Here is a 15,950-nt window from a genome sequence, read left to right as displayed (position 1 = left end):
GTCGCTAAATGCTTAGGTGCGCGCTCAACTTGTCCGCCTGTGCCCGTAGCTGTGCCGAGTCGCCGTGCCAGACCACGCGCCCCTTGGACATCAGATAGTGATGGTCGGCAATCGCCAGTTGCGATGCGAGGTGCTTGTCGATGCAAAGGATCGCCAATCCGGTCCGCTTCAGTTCAGCAAGGCATCGCCAGATTTCCGCGCGAATCAACGGCGCCAATCCTTCTGTCGCTTCGTCCAGGATCAGCAAGCGCGGATTGGTGAGCAAGGCGCGGCCGATGGCAAGCATCTGCTGCTCCCCACCGGACAGGTTCGAAGCGAGATGACGCTCGCGCTCCTTGAGCCTTGGAAACAGCTGGTAGACACGCTCCAGCGTCCACTGCCCCCGTTGCCGCGGGTGGCTGGCGCGCGCCGTCGCAACAAGGTTCTCGCGCACCGTCAAGGTCGGGAAAACGTGTCGGCCCTCCGGCACGAGGCCGATGCCGGCCCGCGCGATCTGATAGGACGCGCTTGAATGCACCGGCTTGCCACCGAGGCGAACGACGCCCTTGCAACTGTGCAGCAAGCCGGTGATCGACTTGACTGTCGTGGACTTGCCCATCCCGTTACGACCCAGCAGTGTCACGAACTGACCGTCGTCGACCAACAGATCGACACCGAATAACGCTTGGCTGCGGCCATAAAACGCTACCAGCGATTCGACTTCAAGCAATCGGCCCGTCATGCGTGTTCCTCCTTGCCATGCGGCGCCGTGTCATCACCGAGGTAGGCTTCGCGCACGCGGGGATCCGTGCGGATCTCGTCGGCATGCCCCGTCGCGATCGACTTGCCGTAGACCAATACAGTGACTCTGTCAGCCAGTGCAAAGACCGCGTCCATATCGTGCTCCACCAGCAACATCGCATGACGGCTTTTGAGTTCGTGCAGCTGTGCCGTCATGTTCTCTGACTCGGCCTGGCTCATGCCGGCCATGGGCTCATCGAGCAACAGCAGCTTGGGCCGGCCGGCGAGCGCCATCGCCAGTTCCAACTGACGGTGCTCGCCATGTGCCATCCGCGCCGCGCTTACATGCGCGCGCTGCGCCAACCCGACACGCTCGAGCAACTCCAGCGCGGGCTCGCGTACACGGCTTTGGCGCGCAAGTGCCCCCCAGCAGCCGAAACGCCGTGGCCCGAGCGCATTGACCGCGAGCATGACATTCTGCAGAGCGGTATAGTCCGGGAGCACAGACGTGATCTGGTATGAGCGTGTCAAGCCGCGCCGCGCCCGTTGACTCATGCTTGTCGATGTCACGTCGCGGCCGTCAAACATGATCGTGCCTGCGTCCGGGCGCAACTCACCGGCCAGTTGCGCGATCAGCGTGCTCTTGCCTGCCCCGTTCGGCCCAATGACCGCATGGATCTCGCCCGGTTCGATCGTCATGCTGAAATGGTCGGTCGCGACAAAGCCGCCATAACGCTTGACCAATTCCGTCACTTGCAACAAACTCATGTCTGCTCTCCCGACACCTGGGGGCCGCGGCCCATGCGTGCGCCGAACGACTCGAGCAGCCCTGCGAGCCCGTGGCGATTGACGAGCACCGCCACCACGATCAACGGCCCCATGACGAGCATCCAGTGCTCGGTCATCGCTTTGAGCCCCTCTTCTGCCAACACGATCGCAAACGTGCCGAGCACTGCGCCGATGAACGTGCCGGCGCCGCCGATCACCACCATCACGATCAGGTCGCCGGACATCGTCCAGGACAGATACGACGGAGCCACGAATTGGGTCAGGTTCGCGAACAGCATGCCAGCGATGCTCGCCAATGCCGCGGCAACGACATAAACGGCCCGTTTGCATCGCGTAGTGGGTATGCCAAGCGCCTGCATCCGGCGCTCATTGATCCGAATGCCACCCAGTGTCAGGCCCATTGCAGTGTGCAGGAAGCGTCTGCCGAACGCGAGCAGCGCTATCAGCAGGCATGCGGATACGACGTATAGCGTGAGCGGGTCAGTCAACTGCACGGCGCCGAACTGGCTGCCGGCAGCCAGCGCGAAGCCATCGTCGCCCCCATACTCGCGAAGACCGACCGCAAAAAAGTAAAACATCTGCGCAAACGCCAGCGTAATCATGATGAATGCGATGCCGCGGGTGCGCAGTGCGATGGCCCCAGTCACCGCAGCCACCAGCGCACTGACCGCGACCGCGCAAAGCAAATGCAGCCAGCCGCTGGTCACGCCGTGTTGCGCGAGCATCCCGGTGGCATAAGCGCCCAGCCCAAAGAACAGCGCGTGTCCAAAGCTCACGAGACCGCCGACGCCCAATATCAGATCCAGCGACATGGCGGCGATGGCGAAAATCGCGATGCGCGTGACCAGTGTCAGTAAGAACGGTTGATGGGTCGCCTGTGCGTAAAGCGGCACCGCGATCAACGCGGCCACGACCAACCATGACATCCTGCCGGCGAGCGTCGCGCGCGTGCCTAGGTCGTGGCTGCTCGATGTTGAGCGCGCCGTACGGCGCGCGGCTAAAGGGATCGACATGATCGTGCGCCTGTTCAGTATTTGACCGGAAAAAGCCCTTGCGGACGCCACGCGAGCACGGCTGCCATCAGGATATAGATCAGCATCGATGCGAGCGCAGGCCCAGCGCTGTCGGCAGCGCTGCGCTCCAGCAGCGCGCGCAGCGTTACCGGCAGCAGCGTACGGCCGAGCGTATCGACCACGCCGACGATCAGTGCCGCGTAGAAAGCGCCACGGATCGATCCAATCCCGCCGATGACGATGACCACCATCGTCAGGATCAGAACGGGCTCGCCCATGCCAGGCTGCACGGACAAGATCGGACCGGCAAGCAACCCGGCAACGCCCGCCAGCACAGCGGCAACGCCGAACAACAACGCATTGAGCAATCCCATGTTAACGCCCAGCGCGGCGACGATGTCACGATGTGTCGCGCCCGCGCGAATCAGCATGCCCACGCGGGTGCGATGAATGACGACGTAGCAGCTCAGGGCAATGCCAATACCGGCGGCCACGATGAGCAGCCGATAGGCGGGGTAATTGATGCCGAATACGTCGATGGCGCCGGACAACGAAGGCGGCACTTCCATATAATAAGGAGAAGGCCCCCATAAAATGCGGGCCAGTTCGTTGAAGAACAAGATCAGCCCGAACGTGGCAAGCACCTGATCGAGATGGCTCCGTGTGTAGAGACGGCGGAATATCCCCGCTTCCAGCGCGATGCCCACTACCATCATGGCGGGAACAACGGCCAGCGTCGCCAACATGAACGAACTTGTCAGGTTGTACACAAGCGCGCCGACAAAAGCGCCCATCATGTAAAGCGAGCCGTGCGCCAGGTTGACGAAGTTCGCAATACCGAACACAAGCGTGAGGCCGGCCGCCATTAAGAACAATAGGATGCCGAGCTGCAGGCCATTGAGGCACTGCATGATCGCCAACGTCAGGTTCATTGTGGCATCCGCTCAGTTCATTTTGCACTGTTGCAAGACTGGCGTGCGGGACTTCGGCACGACCGGATTCTTGCTCTCAAACGCGGCACCGGCGGCAGTGCGTACGACGTCGACGCGATAGAAGCCGGCACGGGGAAATTGGTTGGATTTCAGGCTGAAGGCGCCCCGCACCGATTGAAAATGCGCGGTGCGCAGTGCGGCACGTAGCGCATCGCGATCCGCCACGTTGCCCTTGACAGCCGACAGCGCCGCATCGAGCAGGTTCGCCGCATCATAGGACTGCGCCGCGTACATCGATGGCTTGCGCCCGTACTTAGACTCGAACGACGAGGCGAATTGCGCATTCTGGGCGTTTTTCAGATCAGGCGCATACGGTGCGACGGTAATCGCGCCGACCGCGATCTCTTTGAGCGCCGGCAATGTCGTGCCATCGATCGTCGAGGCCGAAATCAACGGGATCTTGCCCAGCAAACCAGCCTGCCGATACTGCTTGACGAAGTTCACGCCCATGCCCCCCGGATAGAACACATAGACAGCGTCCGGGCGCGCAGCCTGCAACTGAGCCAATTCGGCCGAGTAATCAGGCTGGTTGACCTGCGTGTACACCTCGTTGATGATCGTGCCGTGGTAATCGCGTTTGAAGCCCGTGATCGCGTCACGTCCTGCCTGGTAGTTCGGGGCCATCACATAGACGTGCTTATAGCCCAAGTCCTGCACCAATTGGCCCCCTGCCTCATGCAGTTCGTCGTTGTTCCATGAGGTCGAGAAAAACAGCGGCGAACACCCCGGTCCGGCAAGTTGCGTGGGGCCGGCATTGGAACCGATCAAAAACACGCCGGCGCGGGTCACCGGTTTGTGGATCGCCATCATCACGTTGGAAAACGTCACGCCGGTGATGATTTTTACCCCATCGCGTTTGATCAGTTGTTGGGCTTCCTGGAGCGCGACATCCGGTTTGAGTTGGTCGTCCTTGCGCAGCACCTGGACCGGTACACCGCCCAGCTTGCCGCCTTTTTGCTCGACAGCCAGCATGAATGCATCGTATTGGTCCTGGCCGAGCGCGCCGCCGGGTCCTGACAATGTCCCGAGGAAGCCGATTTTTAGCGGCCCCGGCTCGGCCGCTTGCGCTGGCATTGAGTACAGTATGGCAGCAGTCAGCGCAATCAGCATGCGGGCGCCGCAGCACCACAGCGCGGAGTGATCGACTCGGTCGGTCATGCGTGGGTCTCCTGACGAGGCTGTTATATCGATTCAGCGGACGGCACGGCGGCCGGGTCCCGGTATGTCGTCGCCACATCCCCGCGGCGACCTGCCCGAGCCGCGCACCAGGTCTACGAATCAGATCAGTGCAGCCAGTCTAAGCGGCGTTGACCATAAACAATAATAACCTTTTCAGGATGCGCTATTCCTTATCGTTATAGCGATCTATCCGCCGTCGAGCGCGCCCTAAACCAGGGCCGCGCTTTCCCGAAGGCAGGCGACGAAGCGCATGCACGCAGGACTGATTTTTTTGTTGGCCCGGACCGAAAACCCTACGGCGCCAAAGTCTGCCGCCTCGGTGATCTCGACAATCGCCAACAAACCCGCATCGATGAACTGACGTGCGGCGGCGCGCGGCATCAGCGCCGCGCAGGGTCGCTCAAGCAACAAGCCGAGATTGGTCAGCATTGACAGCGACTCGACACGATCGACCGGCATCGGCAAGCCGGCGTCATGAAACAGCCGTTCAGCCCGCAAGCGGACTGGAGAATCGCCAAGTGGCACGATCCACGGCAAGTGCGTCAAGTCGGCAAGGCCTGGTTGCGCGGGCAGGCCTGCCGCATGCCGGGCACCGACCACCACACACATCGATTCCTGGAATAGGACCTCGTGCTGCAACGGGAACGCATTGGCGAGCGGCAACTCGCGCTCGGGCAAGCGGCCGACCACGATATCCAGCTCGCCGGTCGCCAGCGCCGGGAACAACTGCGCGGTCCCCCCCTCGCGCACCGTGATCAGCATATCGGGCGCCTGCTCCTTCAATTTGCGGATCGCCACCGGCAGCAGTCGGGCCGACGCCGATATTAAAGTGCCAACGATTACGTGCCCGGCCGTGCCGCTTTGCAGAGCATTGACCTCATCGGTCAGGTAACGCAGTTCGGTGATCATCGATTTAGCGCGACGGCCCAGTAGCCGACCCAGTTCTGTTGGCACGACGCCGCGGTTCGTGCGCTCGAACAATGCCTCGCCGAAGAATGCCTCCAATTCCTGGATGGACTTGGTCAATGCCGGCTGCGTCATGCTCAATTCATTAGCAGCGCGCAGCAGTGACCCACTGTCAATGACCTTGGCGATTAGAATCAACTGCTGCAACTTGAGTTTGCGCGACAGCGAAACGTGCGTGAGCTTATGGATGTGCGGCAAGGGTTGGCGTACGTTTTCGTTCATCGTGAAGTCTCGTCGATCCTCCATATATCGGCCCAAGCAAGGGCACGCCGGCACATTCCCTTGGCCGGCCCCCGTAGCGTAACGCAGAAATGTGCGATCCCGATCATCCGCGTACAGCGTAAGCGCCCCGCAGTGCGGGCCGTCGATCAGACCGGTCGGCTGATATTACCGTTTGAACTATAACGGCCTGGAATTTTCATTATTTTTTTGTGTACCGGCGCCTAGATTGGGCTGGCCTTTCCGACACGCCCATCGTTCTGCGTGGGTGCCGTCGGGCACCTACCTATCTGCTCCGCTGGCACAAGCGAGCATTGATCGAAGGAAGTCAGATGAAAAATATAATGACGCTTGCGCTGGCCTGTACTTGTATCGGTGCGGCAGCGCCTTGCCTCGCGCAAAGCAGCGTCACACTGTACGGGATCGTCGACGAAGGCCTGACGTACACCATCAACCAGAACGGAGGACACAACTTTCAGCTGCAAAGCGGCGCCACACAAGGCTCGCGCTGGGGGCTGCGCGCAGCGGAGGACTTAGGGGGTGGCATGCGCGCGGCGTTCTTGCTGGAAAATGGATTCGGTCCGTCCACGGGCGTGCTCGGACAGAACAACCGACTGTTTGGCCGCAGCGCCTATGTCGGCATTGATTCGCACGCCGGCACGTTGACAATCTAAATGGTACGTTTCGCGCCTCGCCTACGAGCGCGGCCGACAGCGAGATCCGCAGCCGCGACGTGCCAGGCGGAACCGTCGGCGGCCGGATGGCCGGCACCCACAGACCCGCGTCGTCCAACGTCGCCGCGAGTATGCTGCATGCGCGATTGCGGGGGGCGCGGCCGTGGTGAAGATGTACGTTCGCGCTCCCTGCACAAACCATTCGATCACGTCCGGATGGGCCACCACGAACGCGCCGGCAACTCCAGCCGCCTTTCCCAGCGTGCCGACGTAGAGGATATGCTCGCTGTGCACGCCGCTTGCGTCGAGCGAGCCCCGGCCGTCCCGGCCCAGCACGCCAAAGCCGTAGGCATCGTCCAGCACCAGCCACGCGCTGTGCCGCTCAGCCAGCGCGGCCAATGGCGCGAGCGGCGCGACATCGCTATCCATGCTGAACACCGCATCGCTGACGATCACTTTGGTCGCCGTGTCGCTCGCGCCCAACATCGCATCCAGGGTCTCGGTATCGCAATGCGGATAGATCTGCACGCGCGCACGGGACAGCCGCGTGCCGTCGATCAGCGACGCATGGTTCAGCGCATCGGAGAAAATCGCCGCGTCGCAAGTAGCCAGCGCGGTCAGTACGGCCAGGTTCGCCATGTAGCCGGTGCAAAAATACAATGCACGAGCGTCGTCGACAAAGCCGCCACAGAACGCGGCCAGGTCTTGCTCGGCCTGCGCATGCGCGCGCGAATGACCGCCCAGCAGGTGGGGCCCCCGCTGCTGGCGCCATAGCGTCGCGCCCCGTCGCCCAACGCCTGGATCAACGCTGGATGCGCGGCAAATCCCAGGTAGTCGTTACTCGCAAAACCCACGATGCGTCGCCCGTCCACGCTCATCCGCGCGCTGCGCGCACTGTCGGCAATGCGCCGATGCCGGCGCAAGTGGTCTGCATCGAGGTCCGACAAGCCACGCCCGAGTGATTCGATCAGCTTCACGCGAGTGTTCCTGGAGTTCATTGCCGTGATTTGGCGAACCATTGGATCGGGGTCGACTCCTGGCTCGTCACGCCAAGCCGGTCGATCAACTCACGGTCCTGACTGGGAGCGGGATTAGGTGTGGTCAATAGCTTCTCGCCGATGAACACCGAGCCGGCGCCAGCGAACAGGCACAGCGCCTGAAGCTCGTCGCTCATATGCTCACGCCCGGCCGAGAGCCGTATCACGGACGTCGGCATCACGATGCGGGCCACCGCGATCGTGCGCACGAACTCCAACCCGTCGACGGCGCGCTCGTGCGCGAGCCGCGTGCCTTCGATCCGCATCAGGGAATTGACCGGCACCGACTCCGGGTGTGCCGGCAAATTGGCCAATGTCTGCAACATGCCGACTCGATCCTCGCGCGACTCCCCCATGCCGACGATGCCGCCGCAGCAAACTTTCAGGCCCGCGTTGCGCACGTGCTCGAGTGTGTCAAGCCGCTCCTGCAACGTACGCGTGGTGATCACCGATGGATAGTATTCGGGACTCGTGTCAATGTTGTGGTTGTAGTAGTCCAGGCCGGAGTCTGCTAGGCGCTGCGCTTGTGCGTCGGTCAGCATGCCGAGCGTCACGCAGGTCTCCAAACCCAGCGCCTTCACGCCCTCGACCATCGCGCAGACTCGCTCCAAATCGCGCTCGCGCGGACTGCGCCATGCGGCTCCCATGCAAAAGCGCTGCACGCCGGCGGCCTTTGCCTGCGCGGCGGCCTGCAGCACCGCGTCCACGCTCATCAATGCGCTCGCTTTCAAGTTGGTCTCGGCATGGACCGATTGACTGCAGTAGCCACAGTCCTCTGGACATCCGCCCGTCTTGATGGATAACAATTGCGAAATTTGTAAGCCGCGGCCGGCATGATAGCGTCGCTGCACGGTCTGCGCGCGATATAGCAGATCATCAAATGGCAAATCGAACAACGCTGCAATTTGCTCGCGCGTCCAGTCATGCCGGATCGGCGCTGCGTCGTCGCTGTACAACGCTGCGTCGTCGCCGGACAGCTTGAAGGAATGGGCAGACGATTCTGTTGTCCTAATCAACATATGCAGAGACTCCTGTGCGAGTGGGAACTCAAACGGCCCGGGGGCCACAGATAAGCGTGACGCGCGTCGCTGGCGCGTCATGGCCGTGATGGTGTGGACCACCCGGCTTAAATAATAGATAATCTATCTATTTACAACGCTCACGCCGATAGAATCCTGGATGTTATAACGAAATTGGCGTCAATTTACCTATACTTGAAAATAGATAATCTATGAAATGGACATCGTGCGTCTAAGCGAGACTCACACGCCGAGCTTGGTCGAGCATATCGTCGACCGGTTGCGCGAGCGTATTGTCAGCGGGGAGTTGGCCGGCGGTACCGCTCTTCGGCAGGATCACATCGCCAAGGAATTTGGGGCGAGCCATGTGCCCGTGCGCGAAGCGTTTCAGCGATTGCAGGCAATCGGACTGGTAACGATCCTGCACAGGCGCGGCGTGCGCGTCACCGCATTGGACCGTGCCGCCATCAAGGAAGCGGCTGACATGCGGGCGGTGCTCGAACCGCTCGCGCTGCGCCACGCCATGCCACACTTGCGCGCCGAGCATTTCGAGGCGCTCGAAAGCGCCCACGCCGCTTGCGACGCTGCCAATTCGCTTGCGTCGTGGGATGCGGCCAACCGTGCGTTCCACCACGCGCTGGTGCGTCATTGCGCGATGCCCCGCCTGCTGGCAACGCTGGACGTGCTGCAATTGACCAGTTCGCGCTTCGTACTCGCCGTCGGCCGGGCGCGCGGTTGGCAATCGCGCTCGAACCACGATCATCAACTGATCATCGACGCGTTGAAAGGCCATGATCTCGAGCGCGCCGCTCAATTGCTGTCACGCCACATCGGCACCATGGAGCGCGTCGGATTCCCAGTCAGCTAGTGATAGCGCGCCCGTTCGCGCTTTGCAGCGCGGCGCAGCCTGCCTGTCCGTCCCAAATGGAGCACGGGGGCAGTTCATTGCATTGGGGTCCCCGCTTCGGCAAATGGCAGTTCATGTTGCACCGGCGCACGCGCCAAGCGCTGCGCGTGCGTCGGCCGCAGCGCACTGACCCGCACACCGAGCAGCCTGAGCCGCTTGTCCAGCGGCACGCGCTTCAGACATTCGGTGGCGGCGCGTCGGATCACGGCCGCGTTCGCAGTGGGCTCCGGCAAGCTGACATCGCGCGTGACGGTGCGAAAATCCGCATAGCGCAGCTTCAGCCCGACCGTGCGTCCGACATAGCCCTTGCGCGTCAAGTCTTGCGCCACGCGCACGCACAGGTCCGTGAAGATCGCCGAGAGCGTGGCTCGGTCGTGGCGCACGTGCATATCGCGCTCAAACGTGGTTTCGCGGCTCATCGATTTCGGCTCCGACGTGACTTGCACCGGCCGCTCATCGATGCCGTGGGCGACATCGGCCAACCAGGCAGCATAACTGTGGCCAAAATGCTCTTGCAACAGTCCGGGGTCAGCCTTCGCCAGATCGCCGACGGTGGCAATGCCCAGCGACACAAGCTTCTCGCCCGCCTTCGGGCCAATACCGTTAATCTTGCGCACCGGCAGCGGCCAGATCCGCGTCGGCAGGTCGGCAATGGATAAAATCGTCATGCCGTCCGGCTTGTCCAACTCCGAGCCGATCTTGGCGAGCAGCTTATTCGGCGCAACGCAGATCGAGCACGTGAGTCCGGTCGCGTCGCGCACCGCCTCCTTGATGTGCATCGCCAGCGCTCGCGTGTCGTCGGGCAACGCCGTCAAGTCGATGTAGATCTCATCGATCCCGCGATCCTGGACCTGATCAGTGAATGTCGCCACCGCAGCTTTAAACAGCCGTGAATAGTGGCGATACAAGTCGAAGTCGGTGGGCAGCAAAATGGCATCGGGCGCGAGCTGCGCGGCCTTCATCATGCCCATTGCGGAAAACACACCGAGCGCGCGTGCCTCATACGTGGACGTAGTGACCACACCGCGCCCAGCATAATCGCGCAAGCGGGCGAACCGGCGCGTGCCGTCCGGCAGCGCTTGCGGCGCCGCCTTCCGTCCACCGCCGATCACCACCGCCTTGCCGCGCAACTCGGGATAGCGCAACAATTCGACGGATGCGTAAAAAGCATCCATGTCGAGATGGGCGATCCGGCGCGTCGGGACCATGGTAATCGGAATGGCGGCTGTATGATGCTAAACGGCGATAGTATACCTGTATATGTGTACAGCTTCGTCGCTCGCACCGAGCTTCAACCTCGGATTGAATCACGCACTCAATACGTAGGAGTCGTTGACCGCGTCGATATCGTACATGCCGCTGACAATCTAGCCGAGCACGACGATCAACGCGGCGAACGGCGCCACGCTGGCGACGTCCAAGGTAAAGTTGAACGCCGACCCGCTCATCACGTTGCTGGCACTGTCCTACAAATTCTAGTGTGGCAAGCGCGCGGGCCAGGCTCGGGCCTTGGCAACGCGTCGTACCACGCCGAGCCCGGCGTGCTGCACGTTCCTCTGCGGTTTTGGCACAGGCCGTGATGTGCCAGAGCAGCCTGGCCAGCCGGCTGCCTCCCGCCGACGGGCCCCTTTTACCGCTCGATTTGCGGACTCCAGCGCGTATGCCATGGCGCGGGTCGTAACAGCGGCATACTCAGACCTTCGCCCACACCTCAGACTGGCCCGGCACGTCGCCTTGCGTCCACCACTTTGCGCGATACGTCACGCCATGGTACTTGACAGTCATTCCAGCTGTATAGATCTGCGAGCTGGACCATTGCGCGCCCGGCGCCGGTTTGCCACCGTGCGAGCCGCCACCATATGACGGGTCCTGCGTCACGCCCGTGCCCCAATGGCCGCCCAGTTGCCGGAATACCTGCGTGAATGCATACGGTTGCTGCGAGACGCCGGAACAACTGGGCGATGCGCCACCGCTATTGCTCGCGCAAGCCTTGTCCCGGCCGATCGACCAGTTGCTGAGCAGCCCGATATTATCCGAGCGAGCCTTGTCGAGCAGCGCCTTCGCATCTGCCAGCGAGAACGTCTCGCCTTGCACGTCGTTCTTGCCGATCATCGGCGTCACGCCGATCATTTGCCACAATTGGGTGTCGGTCTTCGGGCTGCCCGCCGCCTTGTACGCCGCATCCAACTGCGCGTAGACCGACGTGGCAGCCCGTTTCGCCGCCGCACCCATGTCCGTTATGCTCTTGCCATAATCCATTGCCATGATGTTGACCGTGTTCAGCGTCACACCATTGTCCAGTGCTGCGTTGAGTACGCGCAAGCCATCGGCGGTAAGCCCCGATGGCATCACCGGGAGGGTCAACGTCACATGCAGTGTCTTGCCGTTAGTACGCATCGTGTGCTGCAGTTGCCGTACAGCCCGGAAATTGCGCGTCAGCGCCGTGCTGTCCGTTTGCGCCGCGCCTTCGATATCGAAATCGATATGCGTCAACGAATACGTATCGATCACCGTCTGATACGCCGCGGCCAACGCTGATGCGCTGCTGCATGCCTGCATCAACGGCATGCCAGCTTGGCCGCCGAATGAAATCGATACCTCACCGCCCTTGGCTCGATAATTGTTGATCGACTTGGCGATGGCAGTCAGCAAATCTGACGTCTGGCCGCGTCCAATCGGCTGCACGCCGCCCCACGACGGCACGCATTGGTTGCCGCCGGACAACACGAACGCCATCGTGAACTGCTGGATCCCTTGCTGCACGCCAATCTCGTCAAGCGAGGGCGTGGGCCATGCCGTCATATCGACATAAGGCGCATACACGCCTTCGCCGAACACCTGCCCGCAGAGACCAACGCTCATGGCTGACAGGGCTATCGCTTTCAACAGGTGCTTTTTCATTGCTTCTCCTGCTCGATGAAGAGAATGGTGATCACCACAGGCAGGCTGGCCGTATCGCTATTAACACTCGACAATACAGGTCTGTCTGTTCGTAATCATCGCTATGAACCACGTCCGAATTGATTCTCGTGGTGTTTAGAACAAAGCTGAAGTTCAGGTTCGGGAGTCGACACGTTATTGCGCCACGGCGGCGGGCTGAAGCAAACCGTTGTGTCGCGCCGTCCACGAACGTTGCCGGATCATGAGCGAAAGCGAGCATTGATGCATCGCAGGCGCGAGCCGGCATCGCGCCTAGCGAAGGCATGAGGACGAACGTACTGCGCCGACCAGGCGCGCGGCAGACCTCTGACGCCCGCGCTGTCGCGCCGTCACCCGCAACTGAAGCGGTCTACCGGGACTGCTCGTTCCCCAGCAGTCGATTGGAACACGTGCTCGACATCACGTCGTCGTCCGAGTTGGACAGCGTGGGTGGGGTATTACGGTGTATCCGCGAACTCGGACCCTTCCGCGCAAGCATGGAAAGTGGTGCGTACCGGCTCGCAACTGAGCCAGACGGTGCGGATTCGCGGCACCAGTCAAGCTTCAGTGCGTCGCATACGAGAGAGCTTGCTGCGGCTGAACACAGTGCAACGCATCCGGCCCGAGCATATCTATCTGAGCGCCCGGCACTAGCCTTACAGACGGCTTAACCCGGGCGGACCTTGCCCCGCATCCGCACCATGTCGCGAACTTGGACAAATTCTAGAACCGGATTCGGACGTTGGGGTGGCATGTCTGCTATGGATATTGGATTTTGGACAGCAGGTAGTCCAGTAGCCGGCTATGGATTAGGCGCCGGTGCGGGCGACATACTCAATGGCCTATCTTCAGGAGCGGAAGGCGCGCCTGGCGCTCCTGAAGAAGTGATCGTCTTGAGTATCACTGATCGTTAGTTGCCAGGTACTAGGGCGTGACTGCTTGAGCCTTCACAAGGCCGTAGAGGAAGCGGCGCGACGGGCGCTCTATGGTTATGTGCAGCATGTACGCGACGATGACCACCGCGCCGAGCAGAACAGCAGGTGCAAAGATGCCGAACTTCTTGACGTAGTAGAGCGGCGGCGCGACGAGAATCACAGCGGTGTGACACAGGTAGACGGCGAAGCTGATCTCTCCGAGCCACACCAGCGGAGCAAGCGAGAAGATACGTCCGATACCGCTCCCTCCATAAACAGTACAATGCAGCCGAACGCCAGAATGATCGACACGTCTAACCACGCGCGGCTGTCCTGATAGAAGACGGCCCATCCCACGACCATGACGAGCGCCACCTGAACCGGCTGCGCGCTCAAGAGGCGCAGGCTCGGTGCGACAGGCGTCGAGCGCAACCTGAACAGCAGGTTGCCGAACAGCATCCCGCCAATACCGCGCATAACGCCAAAGTTCACGTAACGCGTATAGTCTGACTGCGTCATCAGATTCGGACCATGCAGCGCGAAGATGAATGCCCACGCTGCGAACGCAAGCCCCAACGGAAGCCACGTCGACCTCTGTCGCGCGATCGGGAAAAGCAGCATCGACGACACCCAAAACTCGATCGAGATCGACCACGACGGATCGTTCATGACCGGCACGTTGCTCACGCCGACGTTCTGAAGGAACAGGACATTCGCCAACAATTGCCGTGCGGTCAGATTACCCCACCATCCAGGCACGTACTGATGTATGAGCATGTTGTTACTGACGACGGCAATGACCGCGATCAGGCAAAGTGCGTGCAGCGGCCACAGTCGGAAGAGACGCTTGGCGATGAACTTGCCCCACGACACCGAGTCGCCCTTCGAAAGCGTATAGGAAAGCACGTAGCCCGAGAGGATGAAGAAGAAATCGACCGCCAGATATGCGCCGATGAAGGGACGATCATTCGACCAGTGGTAAATTGGTCCATAGATATGGCTTGCCGCTACGGACAGAGCCAACAGGCCTCGGATCCCATCGAGATGGAGGAGTCTACGCATGAGGTAGTCGTCTTACTGCAACAAAACTCACAAATGTAACACAAGTCCATATCGAGACTTGTGCACTGCAAAACGCCTATCCGCCCACCAAAGCGGTTTTTTCATTCCCACGGAAAACCATGGATTTTTCGACTGTCGCCGGGGTCAGCGTTGCTGCTTTTACAAATAGCGCTGTGCGCCAACCCACACGTCGCGCACCACGTCGGCCGCGGGGACCGCTCGCGCCATTGCGGCAGCCTGCCCGGCCCATACCTGCATTCGATGATAGTCGCGCGCCGCTGCGCCGGCCTCTTTCATCGATGCGGTCAGCGCGCGCTGTACTGGATACGGCGCCGGATGCGGGGCATCCGGCGCCGCTGCTGCAAGCACGTAATCGGTCGCCACCGAACGGCCGAGACGGCCGGTGAACGCGCGCGTCGGTACGGTGTCCTCCGGCTCCAATCCGTCCAGCGCGTCCGCCCATGCGGGGTTCAACGCCGCCTCCGGGCAACGCAGGAAGGCAGTACCGAGTTGCACCGCGCTCGCGCCGAGGATCAGCGCGGCCGCCAGCGTACGGTCATCGCCGATACCGCCGGCGGCAATCAGCGGTACGCGAATGTGGTCGGCCAGGCGAGGCAGCAGCGCAAACAAACCCACGGCCTGCCGTTCTGCCCGAGCCGCATCAAACGCGCCACGGTGACCGCCCGCCTCGAAGCCTTGCGCAATGATCGCATCGGCTCCCGCTGCCTGTGCCTGGCGGGCTTCGTCCAGCGTCGTGACCGTCGCGAACCAGGCAATGCCGTGCTCCTTCAAGCGCTTCACGTATGCGGGCGGAAATACCCCCATGATCGAGGTGACGACATCCGGCCGCGCCTCGATCAGCGCGTCGCATTGCGCGGCAAAATCCGGTGGCACCGCATCGCCCGCTGACTCGGGCACGCCAGGCCCCCACTGCGCCAGGAATGCGCGCACACGCTGCTCGTTGTCCCGGTCGCGTTCAGGCGGCGGATCGGGAATCCATAGATTCAATTGGAAGCGCCCGGTGCTGCCGCGGCGAAACGCGTCGGCCCATTGCACGATACCTTCCGGTGGCGTCAGCAATGCCCCCATGGCACCCATGCCGCCTGCATTGGCCACGGCAATCGACAATGCCGGCGGGCACGCGCCCGCCATCGGCGCCAGCAGGATCGGCGCCGACAGTTCAAATTGGCTGCAGAACGCGGCCGCACGGCTTCGAGCATCGCCGGTCTTCAGTGAAGAATGCGAAGGGTTCATGATGGGCTCCTGGTGGCGGATCGTGTCAATGCCTGACCAGATCGATGCATCCGGCAGCACGGACGCCGGAAAGGCATGTTCGTAGCATACGGGTTCAGCCGCCGGCGATCCAATGAAAATGCAAGATGCAACTCATCGCCAAAACAGATCCGTCGTATCGGTTATGGCATCGTGATCTGGACGATGCAGTCTGGGGCGATGGGCACCGGTATCGGCACGGCGCGAAACCCGCGTCGTGTTCGCGGGGTTGAGCGGCAGGCCCGGCTAGCACGGCCGCTCGCCGGCG

General features: G+C 61.7%; 14 protein-coding genes and 2 pseudogenes. 3 read left to right on the top strand and 13 right to left on the bottom strand.

Going from position 1 to position 15,950, the window contains the following annotated elements:
- Positions 1 to 4: 4 nt before the first annotated feature.
- The 6 genes from KQH60_RS07450 to KQH60_RS07425 form a co-directional block, all read right to left on the bottom strand.
- On the bottom strand, positions 5 to 721 hold the full coding sequence (locus tag KQH60_RS07450) for an ABC transporter ATP-binding protein (protein ID WP_237575855.1): 717 nt from the start codon (positions 719 to 721) through the stop codon (positions 5 to 7).
- Positions 718 to 1,488 carry an ABC transporter ATP-binding protein gene (locus tag KQH60_RS07445; RefSeq protein ID WP_237575854.1) on the bottom strand — a complete coding sequence of 257 codons (771 nt, stop codon included), beginning with the start codon at positions 1,486 to 1,488 and terminating at the stop codon, positions 718 to 720. The genes KQH60_RS07450 and KQH60_RS07445 overlap by 4 nt, the downstream gene beginning before the upstream one ends.
- Entirely contained in the window at positions 1,485 to 2,522 is a 1,038-nt protein-coding gene (locus KQH60_RS07440) for a branched-chain amino acid ABC transporter permease (protein WP_237575853.1), read from the bottom strand. The genes KQH60_RS07445 and KQH60_RS07440 overlap by 4 nt, the downstream gene beginning before the upstream one ends.
- A gap of 14 nt (positions 2,523 to 2,536) precedes the next feature.
- Complete coding sequence (locus KQH60_RS07435) at positions 2,537 to 3,454, bottom strand: branched-chain amino acid ABC transporter permease (RefSeq protein ID WP_237575852.1); 918 nt, start codon at positions 3,452 to 3,454, stop codon at positions 2,537 to 2,539.
- A 12-nt stretch (positions 3,455 to 3,466) separates the two neighbouring features.
- The gene (locus KQH60_RS07430) at positions 3,467 to 4,672 is read right to left on the bottom strand and encodes an ABC transporter substrate-binding protein (RefSeq protein ID WP_237575851.1); all 1,206 of its coding nucleotides are present in this window, start codon (positions 4,670 to 4,672) and stop codon (positions 3,467 to 3,469) included.
- 228 nt (positions 4,673 to 4,900) lie between these two features.
- On the bottom strand, positions 4,901 to 5,881 hold the full coding sequence (locus KQH60_RS07425) for a LysR substrate-binding domain-containing protein (RefSeq protein WP_237575850.1): 981 nt from the start codon (positions 5,879 to 5,881) through the stop codon (positions 4,901 to 4,903).
- Between the two features lie 341 nt (positions 5,882 to 6,222).
- Between KQH60_RS07425 and KQH60_RS07420 the strand changes: the two are divergent.
- Positions 6,223 to 6,549 (top strand): annotated as a pseudogene (locus KQH60_RS07420) (porin); the annotation flags it as partial.
- Between the two features lie 31 nt (positions 6,550 to 6,580).
- On the opposite strand, the pseudogene KQH60_RS07415 reads toward KQH60_RS07420, so the two are convergent.
- Both KQH60_RS07415 and bioB read right to left on the bottom strand, forming a co-directional pair.
- A pseudogene (locus tag KQH60_RS07415) lies at positions 6,581 to 7,529 on the bottom strand (aminotransferase class I/II-fold pyridoxal phosphate-dependent enzyme); the annotation flags it as partial.
- Positions 7,530 to 7,546: 17 nt separating this feature from the next.
- Positions 7,547 to 8,608, bottom strand: coding sequence for a biotin synthase BioB (gene bioB, locus KQH60_RS07410; protein WP_237575849.1), 1,062 nt, complete (start codon positions 8,606 to 8,608; stop codon positions 7,547 to 7,549).
- A 217-nt stretch (positions 8,609 to 8,825) separates the two neighbouring features.
- Between bioB and KQH60_RS07405 the strand changes: the two genes are divergently transcribed.
- Positions 8,826 to 9,476, top strand: a complete 651-nt coding sequence (locus tag KQH60_RS07405) for a GntR family transcriptional regulator (protein WP_237575848.1) — start codon at positions 8,826 to 8,828, stop codon at positions 9,474 to 9,476.
- A 74-nt stretch (positions 9,477 to 9,550) separates the two neighbouring features.
- Here KQH60_RS07405 and dinB read toward each other — a convergent pair whose 3' ends face one another.
- A complete protein-coding gene (gene dinB / locus KQH60_RS07400; protein WP_237575847.1) occupies positions 9,551 to 10,723 on the bottom strand; it encodes a DNA polymerase IV in 1,173 nt (390 codons plus the stop codon).
- A 484-nt stretch (positions 10,724 to 11,207) separates the two neighbouring features.
- On the bottom strand, positions 11,208 to 12,377 hold the full coding sequence (locus tag KQH60_RS07395) for a chitinase (protein WP_304611063.1): 1,170 nt from the start codon (positions 12,375 to 12,377) through the stop codon (positions 11,208 to 11,210).
- A 507-nt stretch (positions 12,378 to 12,884) separates the two neighbouring features.
- On the opposite strand from KQH60_RS07395, the gene KQH60_RS07390 reads away from it, so the two are divergent.
- The gene (locus KQH60_RS07390; protein WP_237575846.1) at positions 12,885 to 13,088 is read left to right on the top strand and encodes a hypothetical protein; all 204 of its coding nucleotides are present in this window, start codon (positions 12,885 to 12,887) and stop codon (positions 13,086 to 13,088) included.
- Between the two features lie 270 nt (positions 13,089 to 13,358).
- Here KQH60_RS07390 and KQH60_RS07385 read toward each other — a convergent pair whose 3' ends face one another.
- From KQH60_RS07385 to KQH60_RS07375, 3 genes are all read right to left on the bottom strand, one after another.
- On the bottom strand, positions 13,359 to 13,529 hold the full coding sequence (locus KQH60_RS07385) for a hypothetical protein (protein WP_237575845.1): 171 nt from the start codon (positions 13,527 to 13,529) through the stop codon (positions 13,359 to 13,361).
- Entirely contained in the window at positions 13,526 to 14,410 is an 885-nt protein-coding gene (locus KQH60_RS07380) for an acyltransferase (protein ID WP_237575844.1), read from the bottom strand. Before KQH60_RS07380 ends, KQH60_RS07385 begins: the two co-directional genes overlap by 4 nt.
- 159 nt (positions 14,411 to 14,569) lie before the next feature.
- Positions 14,570 to 15,664 carry a nitronate monooxygenase family protein gene (locus KQH60_RS07375; protein WP_237575843.1) on the bottom strand — a complete coding sequence of 365 codons (1,095 nt, stop codon included), beginning with the start codon at positions 15,662 to 15,664 and terminating at the stop codon, positions 14,570 to 14,572.
- Positions 15,665 to 15,950 lie beyond the last annotated feature (286 nt).

The sequence above is a fragment of the Mycetohabitans sp. B8 genome, from assembly GCF_021991875.1.
GTDB lineage: Bacteria > Pseudomonadota > Gammaproteobacteria > Burkholderiales > Burkholderiaceae > Mycetohabitans.
The sequence above is the reverse complement of the archived record's forward strand: the minus strand, read 5'-3'. Positions and strand labels throughout refer to the sequence as shown.

Bases quoted from the DNA above. Each gene is read 5' to 3' on its own strand.
- KQH60_RS07450 (WP_237575855.1), bottom strand. From the start codon at position 721: ATGACGGGCCGATTGCTTGAAGTCGAATCGCTGGTAGCGTTTTATGGC.
- KQH60_RS07445 (WP_237575854.1), bottom strand. From the start codon at position 1,488: ATGAGTTTGTTGCAAGTGACGGAATTGGTCAAGCGTTATGGCGGCTTT.
- KQH60_RS07440 (WP_237575853.1), bottom strand. From the start codon at position 2,522: ATGTCGATCCCTTTAGCCGCGCGCCGTACGGCGCGCTCAACATCGAGC.
- KQH60_RS07435 (WP_237575852.1), bottom strand. From the start codon at position 3,454: ATGAACCTGACGTTGGCGATCATGCAGTGCCTCAATGGCCTGCAGCTC.
- KQH60_RS07430 (WP_237575851.1), bottom strand. From the start codon at position 4,672: ATGACCGACCGAGTCGATCACTCCGCGCTGTGGTGCTGCGGCGCCCGC.
- KQH60_RS07425 (WP_237575850.1), bottom strand. From the start codon at position 5,881: ATGAACGAAAACGTACGCCAACCCTTGCCGCACATCCATAAGCTCACG.
- bioB (WP_237575849.1), bottom strand. From the start codon at position 8,608: ATGTTGATTAGGACAACAGAATCGTCTGCCCATTCCTTCAAGCTGTCC.
- KQH60_RS07405 (WP_237575848.1), top strand. From the start codon at position 8,826: ATGGACATCGTGCGTCTAAGCGAGACTCACACGCCGAGCTTGGTCGAG.
- dinB (WP_237575847.1), bottom strand. From the start codon at position 10,723: ATGGTCCCGACGCGCCGGATCGCCCATCTCGACATGGATGCTTTTTAC.
- KQH60_RS07395 (WP_304611063.1), bottom strand. From the start codon at position 12,377: ATGAGCGTTGGTCTCTGCGGGCAGGTGTTCGGCGAAGGCGTGTATGCG.
- KQH60_RS07380 (WP_237575844.1), bottom strand. From the start codon at position 14,410: ATGCGTAGACTCCTCCATCTCGATGGGATCCGAGGCCTGTTGGCTCTG.
- KQH60_RS07375 (WP_237575843.1), bottom strand. From the start codon at position 15,664: ATGAACCCTTCGCATTCTTCACTGAAGACCGGCGATGCTCGAAGCCGT.